We start from the raw sequence: 23,270 nt of genomic DNA, 5'->3' as shown, positions 1-23,270 counted from the left end.
CCCAGGTGCGGGACGCGGCTCCTGTGGCCGATTCCGCCCCCGTTTCCCGTAAGCAAGGACGAACAACTCCTCGTGAAGATTCCCAGGAATCGAAAAATTTCAGCCAACCGCCCTGACGGAGTTCAGGGGTTGGCCGACGCCACGACCACCGGTTTCGGGGAGACAACTCCCGCAATGCCCGGACAACTCGCCACGCCGCGTGGCTGGCGCGGAAGTTCAGGTTCCGGACCGGCCTTCGAGTTCCCTGTGGGTCGGTAGTAGGCTCGCGCCGTTTGTTGACGCACATGTGTACCCCCGGTAGCCGGGGGCCCGAGCTGGGGGAGGCCATGCGCTTTCGCGGGAAGTCCATCCGCCGGAAGATCGTGGCGCTGCTTCTCGTGCCGCTGGTGTCCCTGACCGCGATCTGGGCCTTCGCCACGGTGCTCACGGGGCGTGAGGCGGGCGACCTGTTCAACGTGTCGTCCGTGGTGGAGAAGATCGGCTACCCCATCGAGGACACCGTCCGCGTCCTCCAGGAGGAGCGCCGCCAGACCCTCGTCCATCTCGCCGACCCCCGTGCCTCCGACGGGCTCGCCGCACTCCGGCGCAGCCGGACCGCCACCGACAAGGCCGTCGGCAGCATCCGCGCGAACGCCCGCAACCCTGACGTGCGCGACGCGATGGGCGCGGACACCGACGAGCGGCTGACCGCCGTCCTGGACGCCTTCGACGGCATCGAGTCGCTGCGCCGCAGCGTCGAGGACGGCACCGTCAACCGCGCCCAGGCCCTCGACCTCTACAACCGGCTCGTCGACCCCTGCTACGTCCTCCTCGCCAATCTGCACGTGGTCGACAACGTCGAACTGGACAAGCAGTACCGCGCGCTGGTCAACCTCGCCCGCGCCCGCGAACTGCTCTCCCGTGAGGACGCCCTCCTCGGCTCCGCCCTGATCGTCGGCAGGATCTCCCACTCCGAAGAGCGGGACATCTCCGACCTCGTGGCCCAGCGCACCCTGATGTACGACGTCAACCTGCCGCTGCTGCCCGTGGCGGAGCGCGACCGCTACCAGAGCTTCTGGAAGAACGCCTCCTCCGCCCCCCTGCGCGTGGCCGAGGAGGCCGCCGTCTCCTCCGGGGCCGGAACCCCCCGCGGTATCTCCGCCAAGAGCTGGGACAGCGCCGCAGGCAACGTGCTCGACGAGCTCGGCACCCTCAACGACCAGGCCAACGACCGCTACCAGGACCGCGTCCACCCCGTCGCCGTAGGCGTCATCGCCAAGGCGGTCATCGCCGGCGCACTCGGCCTGATCGCGCTCCTGCTCTCCCTCTTCCTGTCCGTACGCGTCGGCCGCACCCTCATCCGCGATCTGCGGCAGCTGCGCCTGGAGGCCCATGAGGCGTCCGGAGTACGCCTGCCCAGCGTCATGCGCCGCCTCTCCGCGGGAGAGCAGGTCGACGTCGAGACCGAGGTCCCGCGCCTCGAATACGACAAGAACGAGATGGGCGAGGTCGGCCAGGCCCTCAACACCCTGCAGCGCGCCGCCGTCGAAGCCGCCGTCAAGCAGGCCGAGCTGCGCGCCGGCGTCTCCGAGGTCTTCGTCAACCTCGCGCGCCGCAGCCAGGTCCTGCTCCACAAGCAGCTCACCCTGCTCGACGCCATGGAGCGCCGGACCGAGGACACCGAGGAACTCGCCGACCTGTTCCGCCTCGACCACCTGACCACCCGCATGCGCCGGCATGCCGAGGGCCTCGTGATCCTCTCCGGCGCCGCGCCCTCCCGGCAGTGGCGCAAGCCCGTCCAGCTCATGGACGTCGTGCGCGCCGCCGTCGCCGAGGTCGAGGACTACGAACGCATCGAGGTCCGCCGCCTTCCGCGCATCGCCATCAGCGGCCCGGCCGTCGCGGACCTCACGCATCTGGTGGCCGAACTCCTGGAGAACGCCACGGTGTTCTCCCCGCCGCACACCGCCGTCCAGGTGCTCGGCGAGCGCGTCGCCAACGGTTTCACCCTGGAGATCCACGACCGTGGCCTCGGCATGGCCGCCGAAGCGCTGCTGGACGCCAATCTCCGGCTCGCCGAGACGCCGGAGTTCGAGCTGTCCGACACCGACCGGCTCGGCCTGTTCGTGGTCAGCCGACTCGCCCAGCGCCAGAACGTCCGGGTCTCCCTGCAGCCCTCCCCGTACGGCGGCACGACCGCGGTGGTCTTCATCCCCGACGCCCTGCTGACCGACGACGTCCCGGACACCAACGGCATCGGGTTCCGGCTCGACCGCCCCCAGCTGGCCCCGGACAGCGAGCCGCAGGACAGCCGCCGTGCCGCGCTGTCCCATGCCCCGGCACAGCGCACCGGACTGCCCGCCTCCCTGCTGGACGGCCCGGTCGAGCTGGAGGCCCCCGTCGACCTGGAGACCATCGGGGACTTCCCCGGTGCCATCCAGGACGAGGACAGCGAACACGGCGGTCTGTTCCGCCCTCGCCACTCCCTGACCCGTGCTCCGGACGAGACGGCGGGCCGCCGCGCCGACCCACGTCGGCAAGGCACTGAGGCCCGCGGCTCGGCGGAGCGGACGGACAGCGGCGAAGAGCTGAGTGCTCCGGTCTCGATGCCCCGCCGCAGCACACCCAAGCTGGTCAGCTCACACGGGCGTCCGGTCACCGAGCAGCGCCCCCGGCGGGGGAAGACGGACGAGGAGACCACCACGGCCACCGGCCGAACGGAGTCGGGCTCCACCTCCGCCCTTCCGCAACGCCGCCGGGGCGAGGAGCCCACGGGCGGCCGGACCGCCGGCCGGCCGGGACCCGACCCCGCGACCGCCCTTCCGGCCCGGCGACCCGGCGAGAGCTCCTCGACCGGCAGCCGGCGGGCGGATGCCCTGCCGGACGCGCCTCCGCCGCTTCCGGCGCGCCGTCGCGGGACGGAGCCCGCCCGTCGCGGCATCGGCGCGGCCGGCCGCGCCGAGGACCCCACGGAATCCCCGGTCTCGTCCGGGAGCACCGCCGGCGGCCGCTCCGAGCCCCCCGCTCTGCCCTTGCGGACCCGCCGCGCGGAGATCGCCTCGAGCGGCCCGCACGGGCCGGACCACGGCTCCGGCCGCACGCCGGAGGCCACCGGCGCGCCCTCACGCAGCGAGACAGGCTCCGGCGCCCGGGCGACCGGCTCCGCACCACCGCCCGGCCCCGGCTCCGCGCCGCTGCCCCGGCGTGTCCGCCAGGCCAACCTGGCCCCGCAGCTCAAGCGGAGCTCGGAGCCGCGTACCGACGACAGGGCCGAGCCCGTCGAACGCGACGCCGAGGAAGTACGCAGCCGCATGGCATCGCTCCAGCGTGGCTGGCAGCGTGGCCGTGAGGAGAACGCCGAGGGCGACTCAGCCCACAACGGCGCAGCACCACAACGAACGACAGAGGGGGACGGTCGATGACCGCACCGAAGGCGACCGGCCACACCGCGACCATCAAGGGGGAGCTGAACTGGCTCCTCGACGACCTGGTGGACCGTGTCGCGAGCATTCGCAAGGCCCTCGTGCTCTCCGGCGACGGTTTGCCGACGGGCGTGTCCAAGGACCTGACCAGGGAGGACAGCGAGCACCTGGCCGCCGTCGCCTCCGGGTTCCACAGCCTCGCCAAGGGCGTGGGGCGCCATTTCGAGGCCGGCAACGTCCGCCAGACGGTGGTCGAGCTCGACGACGCCTTCCTGTTCGTGACGGCGGCCGGCGACGGCAGCTGCCTCGCAGTCCTGTCGGACGCCGACTCCGACGTCGGCCAGGTCGCCTACGAGATGACGCTCCTCGTGAAGCGGGTGGGCGTGCATCTGGCCGCCGCTCCGCGCACCGATCTGCCCGCAGGCGGGTAGTGGGATGACATGAGCGCTGACGGTCAGGGAAGAAGCCACTGGTTCGACGACGATGCCGGACCGGTCGTCCGTCCGTACGCCATGACCCGCGGCCGCACCAGCAGCCAGGGCCAGCACCGCCTGGACCTGATCGCGGTCGTGGTCGCGGAGCCGCACGCGGACGATCCGGAAGCCGACCACATGCTCTCCCCGGAGCATGTGGACATCGTCGAACTGTGCCGCGACATCCCGCAGTCGGTCGCCGAACTCGCAGCGGAACTCGACCTGCCGATCGGGGTGGTACGTGTCCTCGTCGGAGATCTCGTGGACGCGGAATTCGTCCATGTGAACCGGCCCGTACCCCCTGCCGAACTGCCGGACGAGAGTATTCTGCGCGACGTGATCAACGGCCTCCGGGCGCTGTGAGCAGCGCGGAAGCGGGGTACTGACGTGACTGGCTGGCAGTTCTGGGTGGACCGGGGCGGCACCTTCACCGACGTCGTCGCCCGGCGCCCGGACGGCCGGCTGCTCACGCACAAGCTGCTCTCGGACAGCCCCGCACGCTACGCCGACGCCGCGGTCGAGGGTGTCCGTACCCTGCTGGCAGGCTCCGGCGACCCCGTCGACAGCGTGCGCATGGGGACCACCGTCGCCACCAACGCCCTCCTGGAGCGCAAGGGCGAGCGCACCCTGCTGCTCATCACCCGCGGCTTCCGCGACGCCCTGCGCATCGCCTACCAGAACCGCCCCAGCATCTTCGCCCGCCGCATCGACCTGCCCGAGCTGCTGTACGAACGGGTCGTCGAGGTCGACGAGCGCATCGCCGCCGACGGCACCGTCCTGCGCGCCCCCGACCCGGAGGCCCTCGCCGGGCCGCTGCGGGAGGCGTACGACGACGGGATCCGCGCCGTCGCGGTGGTCTGCATGCACAGCCACCTCCACCCGGCCCACGAGCAGGCCGTCGGGGAAGTCGCCGCCCGTATCGGCTTTCCGCAGATCTCGCTCTCCAGCGAGGCCAGCCCCCTGATGAAGCTCGTACCCCGTGGCGACACCGCCGTCGTCGACGCCTACCTCTCGCCCGTGCTGCGCCGCTACGTCCGGCAGGTCGCCGACGAGCTCGAAGGCGTCCGGCTGATGTTCATGCAGTCCAACGGCGGCCTCACCGAAGCAGGGCAGTTCCGCGGGAAGGACGCCATCCTGTCCGGGCCGGCCGGAGGCATCGTCGGCATGGCCCGCATGTCGCAGCTGGCCGGGTTCGACCGGGTCATCGGCTTCGACATGGGTGGGACCTCCACCGACGTCTCCCACTTCGCGGGCGCGTACGAGCGCGTCTTCACCAGCCAGATCGCCGGCGTCCGGCTGCGCGCGCCCATGCTGGACATCCACACCGTCGCCGCCGGTGGCGGGTCCGTCCTGCACTTCGACGGTTCCCGCTACCGCGTAGGGCCGGACTCGGCGGGCGCGGACCCGGGGCCCGCCTGCTACCGCGGCGGCGGACCGCTCGCCGTCACCGACGCCAACGTCATGCTCGGCCGGATCCAGCCCGCTCACTTCCCGAAGGTGTTCGGACCGGACGGCGACCAGCCACTCGACGAGACACTCGTCCGGGACCGCTTCACCGCCCTCGCCCGCGAGATCGGCGAGCAGACCGGCGACGACCGCACGCCCGAACAGGTCGCAGAGGGCTACCTGCAGATCGCCGTGGCCAACATCGCCTCCGCCGTGAAGCGGATCTCCGTCCAGAAGGGCCACGACGTCACCCGCTACGCCCTCACCACCTTCGGCGGCGCCGGCGGCCAGCACGCCTGCATGGTCGCCGACTCCCTCGGCATCCGCACCGTCCTCGTGCCCCCCATGGCCGGAGTCCTGTCCGCACTCGGCATCGGCCTCGCCGACACCACCGCCATGCGTGAGCAGTCCGTCGAGGCGCCCCTGGCACCGGACTCGATGCCCGGCGTCCTCAAGACCGCCGAAGACCTGGAAGCGGCGGCCCGCGCCGAGCTCCTCGCCGAGGACGTGCCCGAGGAGCACATCGAGGTCACCCGCCGCGCGGAACTCCGCTATGACGGCACCGACACCACCCTCACCGTGGAGCTGACCGAGCCCGGCGCGATGCGGCGCGCCTTCGAAGACCGTCATCGCGCCACGTACTCCTTCACTCTCGACCGCCCGATCGTCGTCGAAGCCCTCTCCGTCGAAGCCACCGGCATCACCGAACCCCCCGATCTGTCCGCTCTCGCGCCCCACGCGGCCACCCCCGACGGCAGCCCCGGCCGCGGCTCCGCAGCGCCCGGGACCGTCCGCCTTCACACCGGCGGCGCCTGGCGCGACGTGCCCCTCCACCGCCGAGAGGACCTTCCCCCCGGCGACACCGTCACCGGCCCGGCGATCATCACCGAAGCCGGCTCGACGACCGTCGTCGACGACGGCTGGCGGGCTGCGGCGACCCACGACGGGCATCTGGTCATGGAACGCGCCGCGATTACGCAGAGTTCCGATCTCGACACGAAAGTCGACCCGGTTCTGCTGGAGGTCTTCAACAACCTGTTCATGTCGATCGCCGAGCAGATGGGCGCCCGACTCGAATCCACCGCCCAGTCCGTCAACATCAAGGAGCGCCTGGACTTCTCCTGCGCCCTCTTCGACCCGGACGGCAACCTGGTGGCCAACGCCCCGCACATCCCCGTCCACCTGGGCTCGATGGGCACGAGCGTCAAGGAGGTCATCCGCCGGCGCGGCCCCCGCATGCGCCCCGGCGACACCTACGCCGTCAACGACCCCTACCACGGCGGCACGCACCTGCCCGACGTCACCGTCATCACCCCGGTCTTCGACACCTCACCGTCACCGGACACGGAGAGTGACACGGAAGGAAGTGCGGGGAGCGACCCGGAGATCCTCTTCTACGTCGCCTCGCGCGGCCATCACGCCGAGATCGGCGGCATCGCCCCCGGCTCCATGCCCGCGGGCAGCCGCACCATCGAGGAGGAGGGCGTCCTCTTCGACAACTGGCTGCTCGCCGAGAACGGCCGCTTCCGCGAGGACGAGACGCTCCGCCTCCTCACCGACGCGCCCCATCCCTCCCGCAACCCGAAGACCAACCTCGCCGACCTGCGCGCCCAGATCGCCGCCAACCACAAGGGCGTCGACGAGGTCGGCCGCATGATCGAGGACTACGGCCTCGACGTCGTCCAGGCCTACATGAGGCACGTCCAGGACAACGCGGAGGAGGCCGTACGCCGCGTCATCGGCGCCCTCGACGACGGCGACTACGCCTACGAGACCGACTCGGGTGCCGTCATCCGCGTGGCCGTGCGCGTGGACCGCCAGGACCGGTCCGCGACCATCGACTTCACCGGCACGTCCGCGCAACTGCCCACCAACTTCAACGCCCCCTTCTCGGTCGTCAACGCCGCCGTCCTCTACGTCTTCCGCACCCTCGTCGCGGACGACATCCCCCTCAACGACGGTTGTCTGCGCCCCCTGGACATCGTCGTCCCGCCCGGCTGCCTGCTCGCGCCCGAGCCGCCCGCTGCCGTGGTCGCCGGGAACGTGGAGACCTCCCAGGCCGTCACCGGAGCCCTCTACGCGGCGCTCGGCGTCCAGGCCGAGGGCTCCGGGACCATGAACAACGTCACCTTCGGCAACCAACGCCACCAGTACTATGAGACCGTTGCCTCGGGCTCCGGCGCGGGCGACGGCTTCCCCGGCGCACCCGTCGTCCAGACCCACATGACCAACTCCCGCCTCACCGACCCCGAGGTGCTGGAGTGGCGACTGCCCGTGCGTCTGGAGGAGTTCGCCGTCCGGCGGGGCAGCGGCGGCGCCGGCCGGTGGCACGGCGGGGACGGCGCGGTACGCCGCATCCGCTTCCTCGAACCCATGACCGTCTCCACCCTGTCCCAGCACCGCCGGGTCCCGCCCTACGGCATGGCGGGCGGTGAGCCGGGTGCTCTCGGCGCCAACCGGGTGGAGCACGCCGACGGCACGGTGACCGCACTCGGCGGCAGCGACTCCGCGGACCTCGTCACCGGCGACGTACTCGTCATCGAAACCCCCGGCGGCGGAGGCTACGGCCCGCCGTCGCCCGACCCCCATCAAGCAGGAGAAGAGATCGATGATCTTCGGGCGTTCTGAGCGCGGCAAGCCTCCGGTCGAGCCCGTCACGCTCAAGATCCTGGTGGCCGGCGGCTTCGGCGTGGGCAAGACCACGCTCGTCGGCGCGGTCAGCGAGATCAGGCCGCTGCGCACCGAGGAGCTGCTCACCGAGGCCGGGCGCCCGGTCGACGACACCAGCGGCGTGGAGGGCAAGCACACCACCACCGTGGCCATGGACTTCGGCCGTATCACCCTCCGCGAGGACCTCGTGCTGTACCTCTTCGGCACACCCGGCCAGGAGCGGTTCTGGTTCATGTGGGACGAACTCTCCGAGGGCGCGCTCGGTGCCGTCGTCCTCGCCGACACCCGCCGCCTGGAGGACTGCTTCGCCGCCGTCGACTACTTCGAACGCCGCTCGATCCCCTTCCTCGTCGGCGTCAACTGCTTCGAGGGCGCTCCCCGTTACCCGGTCGAGGACGTCCGCCAGGCCCTCGACCTGGACGAGGGCGTGCCGCTGCTGATGTGCGACGCCCGCGACCGCGAGTCGGTCAAGGAGGCACTCATCGGCGTCGTCCAGCACGCCATGGCGTACGCCGCCGACCGCCGCGAGGTCGTCACCGGCTGACGCCGCCCCGTCGGCTCACGCGGCCCGTACCCCCGCCGACCGGGGTACGGGCCGCCGTCGGAAAGGACGCTCCACGCGCGCGTGGTCAGCTGTCGCCCTCCTCCCAGCCAAAGCTCTTCTCCACGGCCTTGCGCCAGTTGTGGTACTGGCGGTCCCGCACCGACGCCTCCATGTCCGGAGTCCACTCGACGTCCTTCTGCCAGTGCGCCTTGAGTTCGTCCGTATCGTTCCACACGCCGGTGGCCAGACCGGCCGCGTAGGCGGCGCCCAGACAGGTCGTCTCGGAGACCTTGGGCCGCACCACCGGGACGTCGAGCACGTCCGCCTGGTGCTGCATGAGCAGGTTGTTCTTCGTCATGCCGCCGTCGACCTTGAGGGTGGTGATGTGCACCCCGGAGTCCTGGTACATGGCGTCCACGACCTCACGGGTCTGCCAGCTCGTCGCCTCCAGCACCGCGCGCGCGAGGTGCGCCTTCGTGACGTACCGGGTCAGGCCGGTGATCACACCGCGTGCGTCGGAGCGCCAGTAGGGCGCGAACAGGCCCGAGAACGCCGGAACGATGTACGAGCCGCCGTTGTCCTCCACGCTCGCCGCGAGAGGCTCGATCTCGTCGGCCGTCCGGATGATGCCGAGCTGGTCCCGGAACCACTGGACCAGCGCGCCCGTGATGGCGATCGCGCCCTCCAGGCAGTAGACCGGCGCCTCGGTGCCGATCTTGTACCCCATCGTCGTCAGCAGTCCGCTCTTCGACGGCACCGGGCGGTCACCCGTGTTGAGCAGGAGGAAACTCCCCGTGCCGTAGGTGTTCTTCGCCGTGCCCACGTCGTAACAGGCCTGCCCGAACACGGCCGCCTGCTGGTCGCCCAGCGCGGACGCCACGGGCACACCGGCGAGCTGGCCGACGGCGGTGCCGTACACCTCGGAGGAGGAGCGGATCTCGGGCAGGATGGCCTCGGGGATGTTCATGGCCGAGAGGATCGAGGAGTCCCACTGGAGGGTCTCCAGGTTCATCAGCATGGTGCGCCCGGCGTTGGTCACGTCGGTGACGTGCTGCCCGCCGTCCGTGCCGCCGGTGAGGTTCCAGATCAGCCAGGAGTCCATCGTGCCGAAGGCGATCTCGCCGCGTTCGGCACGCTTCCGCAGGTCGGGCACGTTGTCGAGCAACCAGGCCGCCTTGGGCCCCGAGAAGTACGTGGCCAGCGGCAGGCCCGTCTGCTCGCGGAAGCGGTCCTGCCCGTCCGAGCCACCCAGCTGGTTGCACAGCGCCGCCGTCCGCGTGTCCTGCCAGACGATGGCGTTGTGCACCGGCTTGCCCGTGGAGCGGTCCCACAGGAGGGTCGTCTCGCGCTGGTTGGTGATCCCCATCGCGCTCAGCTGGTCGGCCCTCAGACCGGCCTTGGCGATCGCCCCTGCCACCACCGCCTGCGTCTTGGACCAGATCTCGGTGGCGTCGTGCTCCACCCAGCCGGGCTTCGGGAAGATCTGGCGGTGCTCACGCTGGTCAACGGCGACGATCGCGCCGTCCTGGTTGAAGACGATGCAGCGGCTCGACGTGGTGCCCTGGTCGATGGCTGCGACGTACTTCGCGGAGTTGTCCGTCATGGCTACCCCTTCGGCTGGTCAGAAGGCTGCGTTGTAGATGACGCCACCCAGGAGGCCGCCGATCACTGGTCCCACGACGGGGATCCACGAGTAGCCCCAGTCGGTGGTGCCCTTGTTCGGGATCGGCAGGATGGCGTGGATGATGCGCGGGCCGAGGTCACGCGCCGGGTTGATGGCATAGCCGGTGGGGCCACCCAGGGACAGGCCGATACCGACGACCAGGAAGGCGACCAGGAGAATCGCGATGCCGGACCCGTAGATGCCCTCTTCGCCGGGGATCAAGCCGATGCCGACGCCCTCGACGTGTCTGTTGCTGCCCACCAGGGCGAGGAGGGGCAGCACCAGGGCGATGGTGGCGAGGATCTCGGTGATCAGGTTGGCCACCGGGTTACGGATCTCGGGGATCGTGGAGAAGATGCCCAGCGTCGGAACCGGCTCGTCCACCGTGCCCTCCGTGGTGCCCGTCTTCCGCACGTTCGCCTGGAACTGGGCCAAGTACACGAGGTAGGCGAGGACGGCCCCGATCATGGCGCCGGTGATCTGTCCCAGCAGGTAGATCCACACCTTGTCCCACACGCCGGTGTCGACGGCCAGGCCCAAGGTGACGGCCGGGTTGAGGTGCCCTCCGGAGAGGGGAGCGGCGGTGTACGCGCCCGCCAGCACGCCGAAGCCCCAGCCGAACGCGATCACCACCCACCCCGCGGCTCGCGCTTTCGAGAATCTGAGGGTGACGGCGGCACACACGCCGGCACCGAACAGGATCAGGATCGCCGTGCCGATCATCTCGCCGACGAAAATGTCTCCGTTAGTCATGGCGGCTCCTCAGCCCTGGCCCGGGACGATCGGCCCCGGTTCTCACCTGCAAGGTGCGTTTCCCGTGGCTACTTCAGCCGGAGGCGGGGAGTGTCCGCGCCCCGCCCGGCATCCGTGACGAGCGTGCCGTCGCAGCCGAATCGCCCGTGGAGGAATGGGCCTTGGCGCAGGCGCATCCACGCGCCGCAGTGCCGGAATACGCCGCGTATGTACGGCGATGTCGACTGACACCGGAAGTGTTCACCGGCACCCATGGGGCGTCAAGGTCGCCGACCGCAACGGTTGACGGCCATCCGACGGCCGCCGGGCTCGCGCCGGGCCGACGGGCCGGTTGCTCGGCCATGGCGCGCCCGGTCGGGTCGTTGTTCAGATCTGGTCCGGACCCGCGCGGGCCTCCGTGAGCCGCGCGAGGCTTGACTGATGGTGTCCGGCCTCCGCCGGGCTCCGCAGGGGGCGAAAGCCCGGCCGCACCTGACTCCTCGCTTGCTAGTGTCCAGGATTCACCTGACCTGGCGGTTTCTCAACCGCAGGAGTTCCGCGGCGCCATGGCCGCCCCGGAAGACCCCGCGCGGGCCGGGTACCGCCCGCCCCGGGCACGACCTCGGCAGCGCCGCGACCCCGTGCACCGAGCCCTCCTGGCTCAGCTGCCGAAGGGCGCGGATGCCGCGGTTCCGGACCGTCGGCCAGGACCAGCCCAGCAGCATCCGCCCATGAGGAGGCGCGACGGCTCTCGCGCACGCCTCAGACGCCCTGCACGCCCCTCTCGACCGCCACCGCGCACCCCGCCGAAGCGGGCGCCGGCCGCGAGCCCCTGCGTGCCTCATGGCCCGGCACGCCGGCCCGGCCCAGCACCCAACTCGCCCCGTGCAGCGCCTTCGCCGCCTTCTTCAAGGGAGCCAGGCAGGCCGCGGCCTGCCGGTGGTCGCTCACACTGCCCGGTGTACAGAGCACCGTCGCCAGAGACAGCGTGACCGGCCGGCCCCCCGCCGACCAGTCGGCGTCCAGCACCGAGGCGGCCAGCGGATCGAGACCGTCCGGATCGGCGAGCACCAGGAAGTCGTCCCCGCCGATGTGCCCCACACGGGCCCCGTCCGACGCGGCTCGTTGCAGTGCCCGGCCCACCGCCCGGATCAGCTCGTCGCCCGCCGCGAACCCGGCCCCGTCGTTGACCTGCTTGAAGTGGTCGACGTCCAGCCAGCTCAACGCGAACGCCCGCCCCGCTGCGATCCGCCGGTCCACCTCGCCGGTGATCGCGTCCGAGCCGGGCAGACGCGTCAGCGGATTGAGCCCGGCCGCCTCCTCCACCCGTGTCTCCGCCAGTGCTCGCACGAGGTCCGCGAGCCGCACGGTCCCCACGCACCGCCCGTACTCGTCCACCACGGCCACGTCGTCCGACGTACGGTCCCGCCCTCCGACCGCCACCACGTCCAGGACTTCCCAGGCGGTGGCGTCGACGCCCACCGTCCGCGGTGGGTCACCGAGCTTGGCCGCGGGCCGGTCGGCGTACAGGGCGTGTCCGTAGCGCCCCGACATCGACAGCAGGAAGCGCGAGCGGTGCACCGACCGGACCGGCACGCCGGTGGTGTCCACGAGCAGCACCCCGGACACGTCCGGCGACCCGGTCAGCAGGGCGCGCACCTGCCCCGCGGACGCGGTGGCCGGCAGCAGAGCGGCGGGCCGGACGAACTCCCGCACCGACGGCCCGGTCCGCGGTGCGGCCACCTCGGCGGGGGAGCGGGGCGGGACGTAGACGTCCGCGGCGGGCAGGCGCGCCGGCGGTGCGAACAGCTCGCCCTGCGCCAACTGCGCCCCGCCCGCCAGCGCCGCCGCACACTGTCCCTCGGTCTCCACGCCCTCCACGGCCAGGAGCGCCCCCAGCTCGTCGCACAGTGTCCGCATCGACCGCACCACCGCCGGCCGTGCCAGCAGCGACGCATCCAGCTTCAGCAGGCCGGGGGAGAGGTCCGACAGCAGCCGCAAGGGCACGTCGCCGTCCCCGACCCCGTCCGCGCAGAACCGGAAGCCCTGCCCGCGCAGCGTGGCCACCGCCTCCAGGAGAGCCCGCTGTGGCACATGTGTGTACGGCGGGCAGAGGTCGATCGTGACTTCCCAGGGCAGCCGCCCCGCCTCCCGCACGGCGTCGTGCAGTGACGGCAGCCCGCCGAGGTCCGCGAGTGTCCCGGCGAACACGTTGACGAACAGCGGAAGCAGGGTTTCCATGCGCGCCGCCGCGCGAACCGCCGCCACCGCCAGCCGGCAGTCCAGCCCGGGGTCCCGGCGGGCCTCGGCCAGGACGTCGCCGGCCTCCGGGCGGGCGAGTATCTCCAGCCCCGCGACCGCGCCGGTCGTCAGATTGACCACCGGTTGGAAAGCGAAGCGGAGAGTGTCCGTCCAGGAGTGCACAGCAGCATGATTGACGTCACCGGCGCACGCCCGAGCGCAGTTCATGAGACGTTCACGCAGCATTCCGGAGCGATCACGCAGCGTAGGACTCGGGGGTTAATGTGACGTGATGTCAGAAATGTGTCACGGCCGGCCGGAGGACGGCGGCACGACCCCGAGTGCGCCGGGTGGTTGCCACGCCGGCCGCGGTCCCTTTCCCCAACTCCGCCATTCCTGATAGACGCAGGGACATGACACGACTCTCCACCGTGGCACGTGCCCTGATCACCGCGTTCGCCGCCTTGCTGGCATCGACCGCCCCCACCGCGACCGCCCGGGCCGGCACCGACCCCAAGGCGCCGGACGAATTCGTGGCGCTGAGAAGCGTGGACCCGACGATCATCCAGGAGATGCGCTACGTCACCCCGCACAACTTCGTGGGCGAGCGCATCGACGGCTACCGGCAGCCCGTCTGCATCCTCACCCGCCCCGCCGCCGAAGCCCTCCACAAGGCCCAGCGGAAGCTCCTTCGCCAGGGCTACACGCTCAAGGTGTACGACTGCTACCGGCCACAGCGGGCGGTGGACCACTTCGTCCGCTGGGCCGAGGATCTCGAAGACGAGGCCATGAAGGGCGAGTTCTACCCGAACGTCGACAAGGCCCGGCTGTTCGCCGACGGGTACATCGCGGCGAAATCCGGCCACAGCCGCGGCTCCACCCTGGACGTCACGCTCGTCAGACTCCCGGCCAAGCCGACCAGGCCCTACCACCCCGGGGAGCCCCTGGTGCCGTGCTTCGCCCCCCAGGGTGAGCGGTTCCCCGACAACTCGGTCGACATGGGGACCGGGTTCGACTGCTTCGACACCCTCTCCCACACCCTCGACCCACGCATCCAGGGCCGGCAGCGCCACCACCGGATGCTCCTCAAAAGCACCCTGGAAGGACTCGGCTTCGTGAACCTGGCAGAGGAGTGGTGGCACTACACCTTCAAGCCCGAGGCCTATCCGGACACCTACTTCGACTTCCCTGTGTCCAGGAAGTCGCTGACCAGCGCGCACTGAGCGGCCTGCCCGAGGAGCCCTCTCCGTGATCGGCTACAGTCCGCCGCGTGTCCGAGACTCAGCACTCCGCTTCCAACTCCGCGCCGAACTCCCACTGTTCCAGCTGCGGCGCGCCCTACGGAGAGGGCGTCACCGGCTGGCCCCGCACCTGCCCGGTGTGCGGTGCCGTGGCCTACCGCAATCCACTCCCGGTCGCGGTGGCCCTCCAGCCCGTGTACGACACCCAGGGCACCGCCCTGGTCGTCATCACCCGAACCATCGCCCCCGCGCGCGGGGGGATCGCCCTGCCCGGTGGCTACATCGACGACCGGGAGGACTGGCGGCAGGCCGTCATACGCGAACTCAGAGAGGAAACCGGCATCGACGCGGCCGGCCGCGACGTACGGCTCGCCGACGCGATGAGCTCACCCGACGGACACCTGCTGCTGTTCGGTCTCCTCCCGGAGCGACCGGCCGAGGGCCTGCCCTCCTCGGCCGCCACCAACGAGACAGCGGGCTGGCACCTCCTGCGCAGGCCCGAGGAACTCGCCTTCCCCCTGCACACCCTGGCCGTACGGGCCTGGTTCGAAGGCCGGTACATCTGAGCTCACGGCTCCCCGGCCCCGCGGACGCGCACCGGGTAGGGCGGCGCGCCCCCGCCGTCCTCACCCTCCCGCTCCACGACCACCCGCGAGCCCCTCCACCGAGCGGTGTAGCGCTCGATCTCCGGCTCGTCCCACCCGTCGCCTCCGTCCGGCACGACCAGCCCGCCCCCGGTCCGCCCCCGGGCGGGCGCCCACACCTCCAGTTCCAGCCCGCCGTCCTCCCCGCGTACCGGAAGCACGGCACCCGCGCGGGCCAGCACCGGGATGCGCGCCAGGGGCGCGTCGACGAGCACCTGCCCCGGCCCCTCGTACGCCTGCCCCGTCGCGGTGTCGTACCAGCGCCCCCGCGGCAACTGCACCGCACGCCGGTCGGCGCCCGGGGCCAGCACCGGCGCCACCAGCAGGCTGTCGCCCAGCAGAAAGGCGTCCTGACACTCCCTCAGCGCCCGCTCCTCCGGCGCCGTCCACCACACAGGCCGCACATAGGGCGCTCCCGTACGCCGCGCCAGATGCGCCAGCGTCATGAAGTACGGCAGCAGCCGCCGGCGTTCGACGAGCGCCACGCGCGCGTGCTCCAGCACCTCACCCCCGAACTCCCACGGCTCCCTGCGCCCCGCCCGCAGACTCGCGTGGGTACGGAACAGCGGCAGAAACGCGCCCAGCTGGAGCCACCGCAGATACAGCTCGGGGGACGGATGCCCGTCGAAGCCCCCGACGTCAGGACCCGAGTACGGGACACCGCACAGCCCGAGCCCCATCACCAGGGCCAAGGACGCCCGCAGCCCGGGCCAGCCGGTGGCCACGTCCCCCGACCACGTCCCTCCGTAGCGCTGCATGCCGGCCCACCCGGAGCGGGAGAACAGAAACGGCCGCTCCCCGGGAGCGAGCTTCCGCAACCCCTCGAAGGCCGCCCTGGCCATGCACAGCGCGTACACGTTGTGCGCCTCGCGGTGGTCGCCGCCCCTCCCCTCCAGGGAGTGCCGGGCCGACCGCGGCAGGGTCGACTCACCGAAGGCGGCGAAGGACGTGGGTTCGTTCATGTCGTGCCAGAAGCCCGCGAAGCCCTGGGCGAGCCGCTCCTCGTAGAGCCCGCCCCACCACGCACGCACGCGCGCGTGCGTGAAGTCGGGAAACACCGCCTCCCCGGACCATGCGACCCCCTCCACCACGTCCCCCGAGGCACCCCTCACGAACGCGTCCTCGGCAGCCCCACCGTCGTACACCGCATGGCCGGGCAGGGCCTTCACAGCCGGGTCGATGATCGACACCAGCCTGATGCCCTCCCGCCGCAGCTCCTCGGCCAGGACGGGCAGCTTCGGGAAGCGGTCCCGGTCGACGGTGAAGACCTGATGCGCCTCCAGGTGGTCGATGTCCAGGTGCACGGCATCCAGCGGCAGACCGTGTTCCAGGTACCCCGTGACGATCCGCCGCACCTCCTGCTCACTGCCGAACCCCCACCGCGCGTGCTGGTACCCGAGGGCCCACGCGGGCGGCAGCGCGGGCGCCCCGGTGAGCGACGCCCAGGCGAGCAGCACGCGCGCGGGGGTGCCGACCATCACCCAACAACGCAGCGGGCCGCCCTCCATCCGCAGCTCGCTCGTCCCGGCACGGTCGTGCCCGGAACCCGCGCCCTCCTCGCCCTCCCGCAGCGTCACCGTGCCGTCCCACGAGCTGTCGTGGAAGGCCAGGTGCGTACCGCCGTCGGACACCACCAGCTGCACCGGCATCGTGATGTACAGCGGGTCGTCCCCAGGGGCGAAGGCGCGGCCGGGATCGGTGTTCCACAGCCGGTACGTCCCGTCCGGCAGCCGAGGACCCGAGGCACGCCCCCCGAGCCCGAAGAACCGCGCGTCGGCGCCCACCTCCGACCGCTGCATCCACCGCGCCGGGCCGCCGCCGACCGGCTCCCACCACCGCGGCGGCAGATCACGCCGCAGGGTCACACCACCCGGAGTGAGCACCTCCACCGCACCGTGCCGGGAGACCACCACCGTCACCCGCTCGGCCACCACACGCCAGCCGCCGTCCTTGTCCGGCTCCAGGACCGCTCGCGGATCGGGCTCCGGGCAACGGCCGGCCAGCGCGTACGACGGCTCGGGCTCCGCCCCGTCCCAGCCCCAGAACACGGCCCCGTTCACGGCGACCAGAATCCGCAGCTCCGACCGGCTGAACCGGACGACGCCGCCTCCCGGCCCCGGCTCTGCGCCCTCCACGAGCCCGGGCACCCGCGCACGCTCCGCCCCCCGCGCCGGCAGCCCGGTGGCGTCGGCCCGGCGCCTGCGCCACGCTGCTCGTACGGTACGCACACCCTGCGCCGCCCCCACCGAAGCCACCGCTTTCACCGAACGCACCAGGTCACGACCGTTCATGCTGCTCACCCTGCCACTGACCGCCTCGCAATCGAGTGTCGTTCAACTGCCGTTCACCCGTGCCAGGACCACATCTTCACGACACGGACTATGTGGGGCGCACCCTGGTGCCGAAGTCGATCACATGGCATTGTCCGTGCCAGCCGCTCACGCGCACACCCCAGCCCGTGCGCGGAGGACGCACACGACGCGCACAGTCCGGGAGCCGACCATGTCGACCGTTAGTCCCCAGCCGCTCTGGCAGCCCGACCCCGAGCGCATCGCCCGCGCACGGATCACCAGGTTCCAGGCCTGGGCGGCCGAGCACCACGGGGCCCCCGCCGAGGGCGGCTACGCGGCCCTGCAGCGCTGGTCCGTCGACGACCTGGACACCTTCTGGAAAGCCGTCACCGAGTGGTTCGAGGTCCGCTTCTCGCACCCCTACGCGCGCGTGCTGGGCGACCGCTCGATGCCGGGCGCCCAGTGGTTCCCCGAAGCGACCCTGAACTACGCCGAACACGCCCTGCGCGCGGCCGGCACCCGCGCGGACGAACCGGCCCTCCTCCACGTCGACGAGACCCACGAACCACGCCCCGTGACCTGGGCCGAGCTGCGCCGCCAGGTCGGCTCCCTCGCCGCCGAACTGCGAGCGCTCGGAGTACGCCCCGGCGACCGGGTCAGCGGCTACCTCCCGAACGTCCCACAGGCCGTCGTCGCCCTCCTCGCCACGGCCGCCGTCGGCGCCGTCTGGACGTCCTGTGCGCCCGACTTCGGCGCCCGCAGCGTCCTCGACCGCTTCCAGCAGGTCGAACCGGTCGTGCTCTTCACGGTCGACGGCTACCGCTACGGCGGCAAGGAGCACGACCGACGCGAGGTCGTCGCCGAACTGCGCCGTGAACTGCCCACCGTGCGCGCGGTGATCCACATCCCGCTCCTCGGCACCGAGGCACCCCCGGGAGCCCTGGAGTGGTCGGCCCTGACCTCTGCCGACACGGAACCCGTTTTCGAGCAGGTGCCCTTCGACCACCCCCTGTGGGTGCTCTACTCCTCCGGCACGACCGGGCTGCCCAAGGCCATCGTCCAGTCCCAGGGCGGCATCCTGGTCGAGCACCTCAAGCAACTCGGCCTGCACTGCGATCTCGGCCCCGAGGACCGCTTCTTCTGGTACACGTCGACCGGCTGGATGATGTGGAACTTCCTCGTCTCCGGCCTGCTCACCGGCACGACGATCGTCCTCTACGACGGCAGCCCCGGCTACCCCGACACCGGCGCCCAGTGGCGGATCGCCGAACGCACGAAGGCCACCCTCTACGGCACCTCCGCCGCCTACGTCATGGCCTGCCGCAAGGCGGGCGTGCACCCGTCCCGCGACTTCGACCTCTCCTCGGTCCAGTGCGTCGCCACCACCGGCTCGCCCCTGCCGCCCGACGGTTTCCGCTGGCTCCACGACGAGGTCCGCGACGACCTGTGGATCGCCTCCGTCAGCGGCGGCACCGACGTGTGCTCCTGCTTCGCCGGAGCCGTACCGACCCTCCCCGTCCACGTCGGCGAGCTCCAGGCCCCCTGTCTCGGCACCGACCTCCAGTCCTGGGACCCCGGCGGCAGCCCCCTCACCGACGAGGTCGGCGAACTCGTCGTCACCAACCCCATGCCGTCGATGCCCATCCACTTCTGGAACGACCCCGACGGCAGCCGCTACCACGACAGCTACTTCGACACCTACCCCGGCGTGTGGCGGCACGGCGATTGGATCACCGTCACCTCCCGCGGATCCGTCGTCATCCACGGCCGCTCCGACTCCACGCTCAACCGCCAGGGCGTCCGCATGGGATCCGCCGACATCTACGAAGCCGTCGAGCGGCTCCCCGAGATCAGGGAGTCCCTCGTCATCGGCATCGAGCAGCCCGACGGCGGCTACTGGATGCCCCTCTTCGTACACCTGGCCCCCGGAGCCGTCCTCGACGAGGCCCTGCTGAACCGCATCAAGCAGACGATCCGCGAGCAGCTCTCCCCGCGCCACGTCCCCGACGAGATCATCGAAGTACCCGGCGTCCCGCACACCCTCACCGGCAAGCGCATCGAGGTCCCCGTCAAACGCCTCCTCCAGGGCACTCCCCTGGAAAAGGCGGTCAACCCGGGCTCCATCGACAACCTCGACCTGCTGAACTTCTACGAGGAGCTGGCCCGCAAACGCGCCTGACCCCGCCCCCGACCCGCAACTCCCCGTCACCGGCGCTCGGGGCGCAGGTCACAGCTGCACCCGCTGTGACCTGCCCCTTCCGGCCTCTCCCGGGTACGTGAACGCCCGAAGACGGGCCATTGTCAGTGCCGCCGGTTACTGTGAGTGAGCATTGATCGACCGTGCACAGGGGGAAACAATGGCGCACACCGACAACCGGACCATGCGACGCGTCCTGCACCGCGAAATCGCCGGCACCATCGGCCTGCTGACCGACGAACACGACTTCCGGGCCATGCGGCGCTACCGCAGCTTCACCTTCGCCGATCACGCGACCTACCTGAAACAGGTGGAGGCCCTCCTCAGGACCCGCGCCCTGCAGGGCAGCCACACCACGGTCGCCCTCTTCGACCCCGAGGCGTACGCCGAGTTCTGCACACAGAAGGGCCTGGACCCCGACCACCCGTCGAGCCGCACACGCTTCACCGCACAGATCGCAACCACAGGCCCCACCCTTCCCTACGACGGCCGCCCGCTTGCCGACCTGCTCCCGGCCCTCGTCGACGAAGCCGTACGTCAGGCCACCTGGGAGTACGCGACCACCCTCCTCGCCCGCCTGGGCCCCTGCGCCTCCTGCGGCGAGGACATCGGACGAGCCGCCTTCAGCCGAGCCGCGAGCCTGCTCGTCCGCATCCTCGACACGGCCCCACCCGGCGACCGCCACCTCGTCTGCAGCGTCACCGGACCGCCCGAAACCCTCACCGCCGCCCTCCACATCACCGACGACGGGGCCTCCCTGGAACTGAACGAAAGCGAAGCCCTCGAGTTCACGACGATCCTGGCCCTCGGCCTGGCCACCGATAGCCCCGGAGGACTCGTCATCCGCACCAGCGCCCCGGACAGCCCCGACCGCGTCTACGGCTGGCGCATGCGCGGCTACGGACTCGAACCCCTCACCGCAGGAGAGGTCTTCGACGCCTACTGCACCGACGTCGAATCCGGAGACCTGATCTCCCCGGAATCCAACGTCGACTACTGCGCGCCGCCCGACCTCGGGGAGGAGAAACCCACCCCGGGGCACCAGCACTGACATGCCGGGAGGGGCGCCCCACCTCAGTGGAGCGCCCCTCCCGGGAAACCGTTCGTCGCAGGCCGGGCCTACTCGCCCGACAGCACCGCCTGCGCGGCGCTGCGCGCGTCCTCAGCGCTGTCCGTCGCCCGCGCCGCCGCGGCGGCCCGCTCGCACTGCGCCAGCGTGTACTTGGCCAGCGTCGCCCGGACATAGGGAATCGACGCGGCACCCATCGAGAGAGAGGTGACGCCCAGACCGGTCAGCACACACGCGAGCAGCGGGTCGGACGCGGCCTCACCACAGACACCACAGCTCTTGCCCTCGGCCTTCGCCGCCTCGGCGGACAGCTCCACCAGGTCGAGCAGAGCGGGCTGCCACGGATCCTGCAGACGGGACACAGCACCCACCTGACGGTCGGCGGCGAAGGTGTACTGAGCGAGGTCGTTCGTCCCCAGCGACAGGAACTCGACCTCCTGAAGGATCGAGCGGGCTCGCAGCGCGGCCGACGGGATCTCGACCATCGCGCCGAACTTCGCCCGCAGCCCAGCCGCACGGCAGGCGTCCGCGAAAGCCCGGGCATCCGTACGGTCCGCCACCATCGGTGCCATGACCTCGAGGTAGACCGGCAGCCCCTCCGCGGCCCTGGCGAGCGCGGTCAGCTGCGTGCGCAGGACCTCCGGGTGGTCGAGGAGCGTCCGCAGCCCACGCACACCGAGCGCCGGGTTCGGCTCGTCGGCCGGCGTGAGGAAGTCGAGCGGCTTGTCCGCCCCCGCGTCCAGGACCCGCACCACGACACGCCCCTCGGGGAACGCCTCGAGCACCTGCCGGTAGGCAGCGACCTGCTTCTCCTCGGACGGCGCCTGCTTGCTGTCGTCGAGGAAGAGGAACTCGGTGCGGAAGAGACCCACTCCCTCGGCACCGGCCTCGACGGCGGCCGCCACATCAGCGGGGCCACCGATGTTCGCGAGCAGCGGCACCTTGTGACCGTCCGCGGTGGCACCGGGCCCGGTAGACGCGGCCAGCGCAGCCTTGCGCTCGGCGGCCGCGGCCTCCAGCTGAGCCTTCTTCTCGTCGCTCGGGTCCACGAAGATCTCTCCCGTGCTGCCGTCGACGGCGATCATCGTGCCCTCGGCGAGCTCACCGGCTCCCGGCAGCGCCACCACGGCCGGCACACCGAGCGCCCGGGCCAGGATCGCGCTGTGGCTGGTCGGACCGCCTTCCTCCGTGACGAAGCCGAGCACCAGAGTCGGGTCCAGCAGCGCGGTGTCGGCCGGAGCGAGGTCACGGGCAACCAGGACGTAGGGCTCGTCGCTGTCGGGGACGCCCGGCATCGGCACCCCCAGCAGCCGGGCGACGATTCGATTCCGCACGTCGTCGAGGTCGGCAACGCGGCCAGCGAGGTACTCACCGGCTCCCGCCAGCAGCTCGCGGTAGGAGGCGAACGCGTCGTACACGCCGCGCTCCGCCGTGCTGCCGACGGCGATCCGCCGCTCCACATCGGCCATCAGCTCGGGGTCCTGGGCCATCATGGCCTGCGCCTCGAGCACCGCCTGGGCTTCGCCACCGGCCAGGTTGCCCCGCGCCATCAGGTCCGCCGCCACCGCCTCGACGGCCTTGCGGGCGCGCCCCTGTTCACGCTCCGCTTCCTCCGCCGGAATCTGCTTCGCGGGCGGCTCGAGCACCGCCGTTCCCATATGCCTGACCTCGCCTATGGCCACACCGTGGCTCACGCCGACGCCTCGCAGCGTTGTCTCCATCTCACCCGTCTCCGATAGAGCGGCGGGCCCCGCCGCCGCGTTGGTTGTGGTACTCGCCGTCATACGACGGCACTGACGTCACTTCCAGAGGAAGAGACTGTCGCCGGCCTTCACTTCGCCGTCGATGCGAAGATCGGAGAGAGCTTCGGCCGTGGCCTCCAGGGCCACGATCGGGCAGATCGCGGACTTGCCGGCGGACTCGACGGCAGCCGGATTCCAGCGCACGACGCCCTGACCGCGCCTGACGGTGTCGCCCTTGTTCACGAGCAGCTCGAAACCCTCGCCGTTGAGCTGCACGGTGTCGATACCGAGGTGGGTGAGCACGCCGTGTCCGCTTTCGTCGACCACGACGAAAGCATGGGGGTGCAGGGAGACGATGACGCCGTCCACGGGCGAGACGGCCTCGGAAGGCTCACGTACGGGGTCGATCGCTGTGCCCGGGCCGACCATGGCCCCGGAGAAGACGGGATCCGGCACGGCTGCCAGTCCGATGGCGCGTCCTGCGAGCGGGGACGTCACGGTGGTCATGGGAAGCCTCCCAGGGGTGGAGATCGGTATGGCCGTCCCTGTAGGTACCGGGCGGCACACTGTTCAGCAGCGTATGTCACCTGAAGTGCCGGTTCCGCGTGAGCACCTCGAAGTGGTCTAGACCATACCTCAAATCGATTTGCCCCTGCTCCGCGGCCGCGTGTACAGTCGTACTCCTGCCTGGGGCTGAGCGACGCGACCTCGCGTCCTGGCCGGGCAGCAACCAACTTGTCAGATCCTATCTTCGGATCACCTTCTGCATGCCCGCAGGAGAGTGGTCAGGGGGCCGGAAAAACACTGATAGAGTTTGGAACACCGAAGGGAAGCGCCCGGAGGAAAGCCCGAGAGGGTGAGTACAAAGGAAGCGACCGTTCCTTGAGAACTCAACAGCGTGCCAAAAGTCAACGCC

15 protein-coding genes are annotated in these 23,270 nt (G+C 71.2%); 9 read left to right on the top strand and 6 right to left on the bottom strand.

The genetic code is table 11. The features are described 5' to 3' along the window. Nucleotides 1–326: 326 nt before the first annotated feature. From HNR57_RS20450 to HNR57_RS20430, 5 genes are read left to right on the top strand one after another with little or no spacing between them, the layout of a single operon-like run. Nucleotides 327–3,401 carry a sensor histidine kinase gene (locus HNR57_RS20450; RefSeq protein WP_184561476.1) on the top strand — a complete coding sequence of 1,025 codons (3,075 nt, stop codon included), beginning with the start codon at nucleotides 327–329 and terminating at the stop codon, nucleotides 3,399–3,401. Continuing rightward, nucleotides 3,398–3,832 (top strand): roadblock/LC7 domain-containing protein, encoded by a 435-nt coding sequence (locus HNR57_RS20445; protein WP_031109090.1) that lies wholly within the window; start codon nucleotides 3,398–3,400, stop codon nucleotides 3,830–3,832. Before HNR57_RS20450 ends, HNR57_RS20445 begins: the two co-directional genes overlap by 4 nt. 9 nt (nucleotides 3,833–3,841) lie before the next feature. Then, nucleotides 3,842–4,237 (top strand): DUF742 domain-containing protein, encoded by a 396-nt coding sequence (locus HNR57_RS20440; protein ID WP_184561475.1) that lies wholly within the window; start codon nucleotides 3,842–3,844, stop codon nucleotides 4,235–4,237. A 24-nt stretch (nucleotides 4,238–4,261) separates the two neighbouring features. Then, nucleotides 4,262–7,948, top strand: coding sequence for a hydantoinase B/oxoprolinase family protein (locus HNR57_RS20435; RefSeq protein ID WP_184561474.1), 3,687 nt, complete (start codon nucleotides 4,262–4,264; stop codon nucleotides 7,946–7,948). Then, the gene (locus tag HNR57_RS20430; RefSeq protein ID WP_184561473.1) at nucleotides 7,929–8,534 is read left to right on the top strand and encodes a GTP-binding protein; all 606 of its coding nucleotides are present in this window, start codon (nucleotides 7,929–7,931) and stop codon (nucleotides 8,532–8,534) included. Before HNR57_RS20435 ends, HNR57_RS20430 begins: the two co-directional genes overlap by 20 nt. A gap of 85 nt (nucleotides 8,535–8,619) precedes the next feature. On the opposite strand, the gene glpK is transcribed toward HNR57_RS20430, so the two are convergent. The 3 genes from glpK to HNR57_RS20415 form a co-directional block, all read right to left on the bottom strand. Next, on the bottom strand, nucleotides 8,620–10,137 hold the full coding sequence (gene glpK / locus HNR57_RS20425; protein ID WP_184561472.1) for a glycerol kinase GlpK: 1,518 nt from the start codon (nucleotides 10,135–10,137) through the stop codon (nucleotides 8,620–8,622). Nucleotides 10,138–10,155: 18 nt separating this feature from the next. Beyond that, on the bottom strand, nucleotides 10,156–10,950 hold the full coding sequence (locus tag HNR57_RS20420) for an MIP/aquaporin family protein (protein WP_184561471.1): 795 nt from the start codon (nucleotides 10,948–10,950) through the stop codon (nucleotides 10,156–10,158). Nucleotides 10,951–11,691: 741 nt separating this feature from the next. Continuing rightward, complete coding sequence (locus HNR57_RS20415) at nucleotides 11,692–13,353, bottom strand: bifunctional diguanylate cyclase/phosphodiesterase (RefSeq protein WP_184561470.1); 1,662 nt, start codon at nucleotides 13,351–13,353, stop codon at nucleotides 11,692–11,694. Nucleotides 13,354–13,583: 230 nt separating this feature from the next. Here HNR57_RS20415 and HNR57_RS20410 point away from each other — a divergent pair, with 230 nt between their 5' ends. Both HNR57_RS20410 and HNR57_RS20405 read left to right on the top strand, forming a co-directional pair. After that, complete coding sequence (locus tag HNR57_RS20410) at nucleotides 13,584–14,393, top strand: M15 family metallopeptidase (RefSeq protein ID WP_184561469.1); 810 nt, start codon at nucleotides 13,584–13,586, stop codon at nucleotides 14,391–14,393. Between the two features lie 47 nt (nucleotides 14,394–14,440). After that, nucleotides 14,441–14,977: an NUDIX domain-containing protein gene (locus HNR57_RS20405; RefSeq protein ID WP_184561468.1), complete on the top strand. Its 537-nt coding sequence runs from the start codon at nucleotides 14,441–14,443 to the stop codon at nucleotides 14,975–14,977. A gap of 2 nt (nucleotides 14,978–14,979) precedes the next feature. Here HNR57_RS20405 and HNR57_RS20400 read toward each other — a convergent pair whose 3' ends face one another. Continuing rightward, nucleotides 14,980–17,346 carry a glycoside hydrolase family 31 protein gene (locus HNR57_RS20400; protein WP_184561467.1) on the bottom strand — a complete coding sequence of 789 codons (2,367 nt, stop codon included), beginning with the start codon at nucleotides 17,344–17,346 and terminating at the stop codon, nucleotides 14,980–14,982. A 211-nt stretch (nucleotides 17,347–17,557) separates the two neighbouring features. On the opposite strand from HNR57_RS20400, the gene HNR57_RS20395 reads away from it, so the two are divergent. Beyond that, the gene (locus tag HNR57_RS20395) at nucleotides 17,558–19,525 is read left to right on the top strand and encodes an acetoacetate--CoA ligase (protein ID WP_184561466.1); all 1,968 of its coding nucleotides are present in this window, start codon (nucleotides 17,558–17,560) and stop codon (nucleotides 19,523–19,525) included. 178 nt (nucleotides 19,526–19,703) lie between these two features. Continuing rightward, nucleotides 19,704–20,594 carry a DUF8829 domain-containing protein gene (locus HNR57_RS20390; protein WP_184561465.1) on the top strand — a complete coding sequence of 297 codons (891 nt, stop codon included), beginning with the start codon at nucleotides 19,704–19,706 and terminating at the stop codon, nucleotides 20,592–20,594. Nucleotides 20,595–20,662: 68 nt separating this feature from the next. On the opposite strand, the gene ptsP is transcribed toward HNR57_RS20390, so the two are convergent. Together ptsP and HNR57_RS20380 are read right to left on the bottom strand one after the other, a co-directional pair. Beyond that, nucleotides 20,663–22,333, bottom strand: coding sequence for a phosphoenolpyruvate--protein phosphotransferase (gene ptsP / locus HNR57_RS20385; RefSeq protein ID WP_184561464.1), 1,671 nt, complete (start codon nucleotides 22,331–22,333; stop codon nucleotides 20,663–20,665). Between the two features lie 78 nt (nucleotides 22,334–22,411). Further along, nucleotides 22,412–22,861 (bottom strand): PTS sugar transporter subunit IIA, encoded by a 450-nt coding sequence (locus HNR57_RS20380; protein ID WP_184561463.1) that lies wholly within the window; start codon nucleotides 22,859–22,861, stop codon nucleotides 22,412–22,414. Between the last annotated feature and the right edge of the window lie 409 nt (nucleotides 22,862–23,270).

The organism is Streptomyces paradoxus (genome assembly GCF_014202475.1).
Classification (GTDB): domain Bacteria; phylum Actinomycetota; class Actinomycetes; order Streptomycetales; family Streptomycetaceae; genus Streptomyces; species Streptomyces paradoxus.
Note: the sequence above shows the minus strand (reverse complement) of the source record. Positions and strands in the feature narration are given on the sequence as shown.

Excerpts from the sequence above, each read along its gene's own strand:
- HNR57_RS20450 (WP_184561476.1), top strand. The coding sequence starts at position 327 with ATGCGCTTTCGCGGGAAGTCCATCCGCCGGAAGATCGTGGCGCTGCTT.
- HNR57_RS20445 (WP_031109090.1), top strand. The coding sequence starts at position 3,398 with ATGACCGCACCGAAGGCGACCGGCCACACCGCGACCATCAAGGGGGAG.
- HNR57_RS20440 (WP_184561475.1), top strand. The coding sequence starts at position 3,842 with ATGAGCGCTGACGGTCAGGGAAGAAGCCACTGGTTCGACGACGATGCC.
- HNR57_RS20430 (WP_184561473.1), top strand. The coding sequence starts at position 7,929 with ATGATCTTCGGGCGTTCTGAGCGCGGCAAGCCTCCGGTCGAGCCCGTC.
- glpK (WP_184561472.1), bottom strand. The coding sequence starts at position 10,137 with ATGACGGACAACTCCGCGAAGTACGTCGCAGCCATCGACCAGGGCACC.
- HNR57_RS20420 (WP_184561471.1), bottom strand. The coding sequence starts at position 10,950 with ATGACTAACGGAGACATTTTCGTCGGCGAGATGATCGGCACGGCGATC.
- HNR57_RS20410 (WP_184561469.1), top strand. The coding sequence starts at position 13,584 with ATGACACGACTCTCCACCGTGGCACGTGCCCTGATCACCGCGTTCGCC.
- HNR57_RS20400 (WP_184561467.1), bottom strand. The coding sequence starts at position 17,346 with ATGAACGGTCGTGACCTGGTGCGTTCGGTGAAAGCGGTGGCTTCGGTG.
- HNR57_RS20395 (WP_184561466.1), top strand. The coding sequence starts at position 17,558 with ATGTCGACCGTTAGTCCCCAGCCGCTCTGGCAGCCCGACCCCGAGCGC.
- HNR57_RS20390 (WP_184561465.1), top strand. The coding sequence starts at position 19,704 with ATGGCGCACACCGACAACCGGACCATGCGACGCGTCCTGCACCGCGAA.
- ptsP (WP_184561464.1), bottom strand. The coding sequence starts at position 22,333 with ATGGAGACAACGCTGCGAGGCGTCGGCGTGAGCCACGGTGTGGCCATA.
- HNR57_RS20380 (WP_184561463.1), bottom strand. The coding sequence starts at position 22,861 with ATGACCACCGTGACGTCCCCGCTCGCAGGACGCGCCATCGGACTGGCA.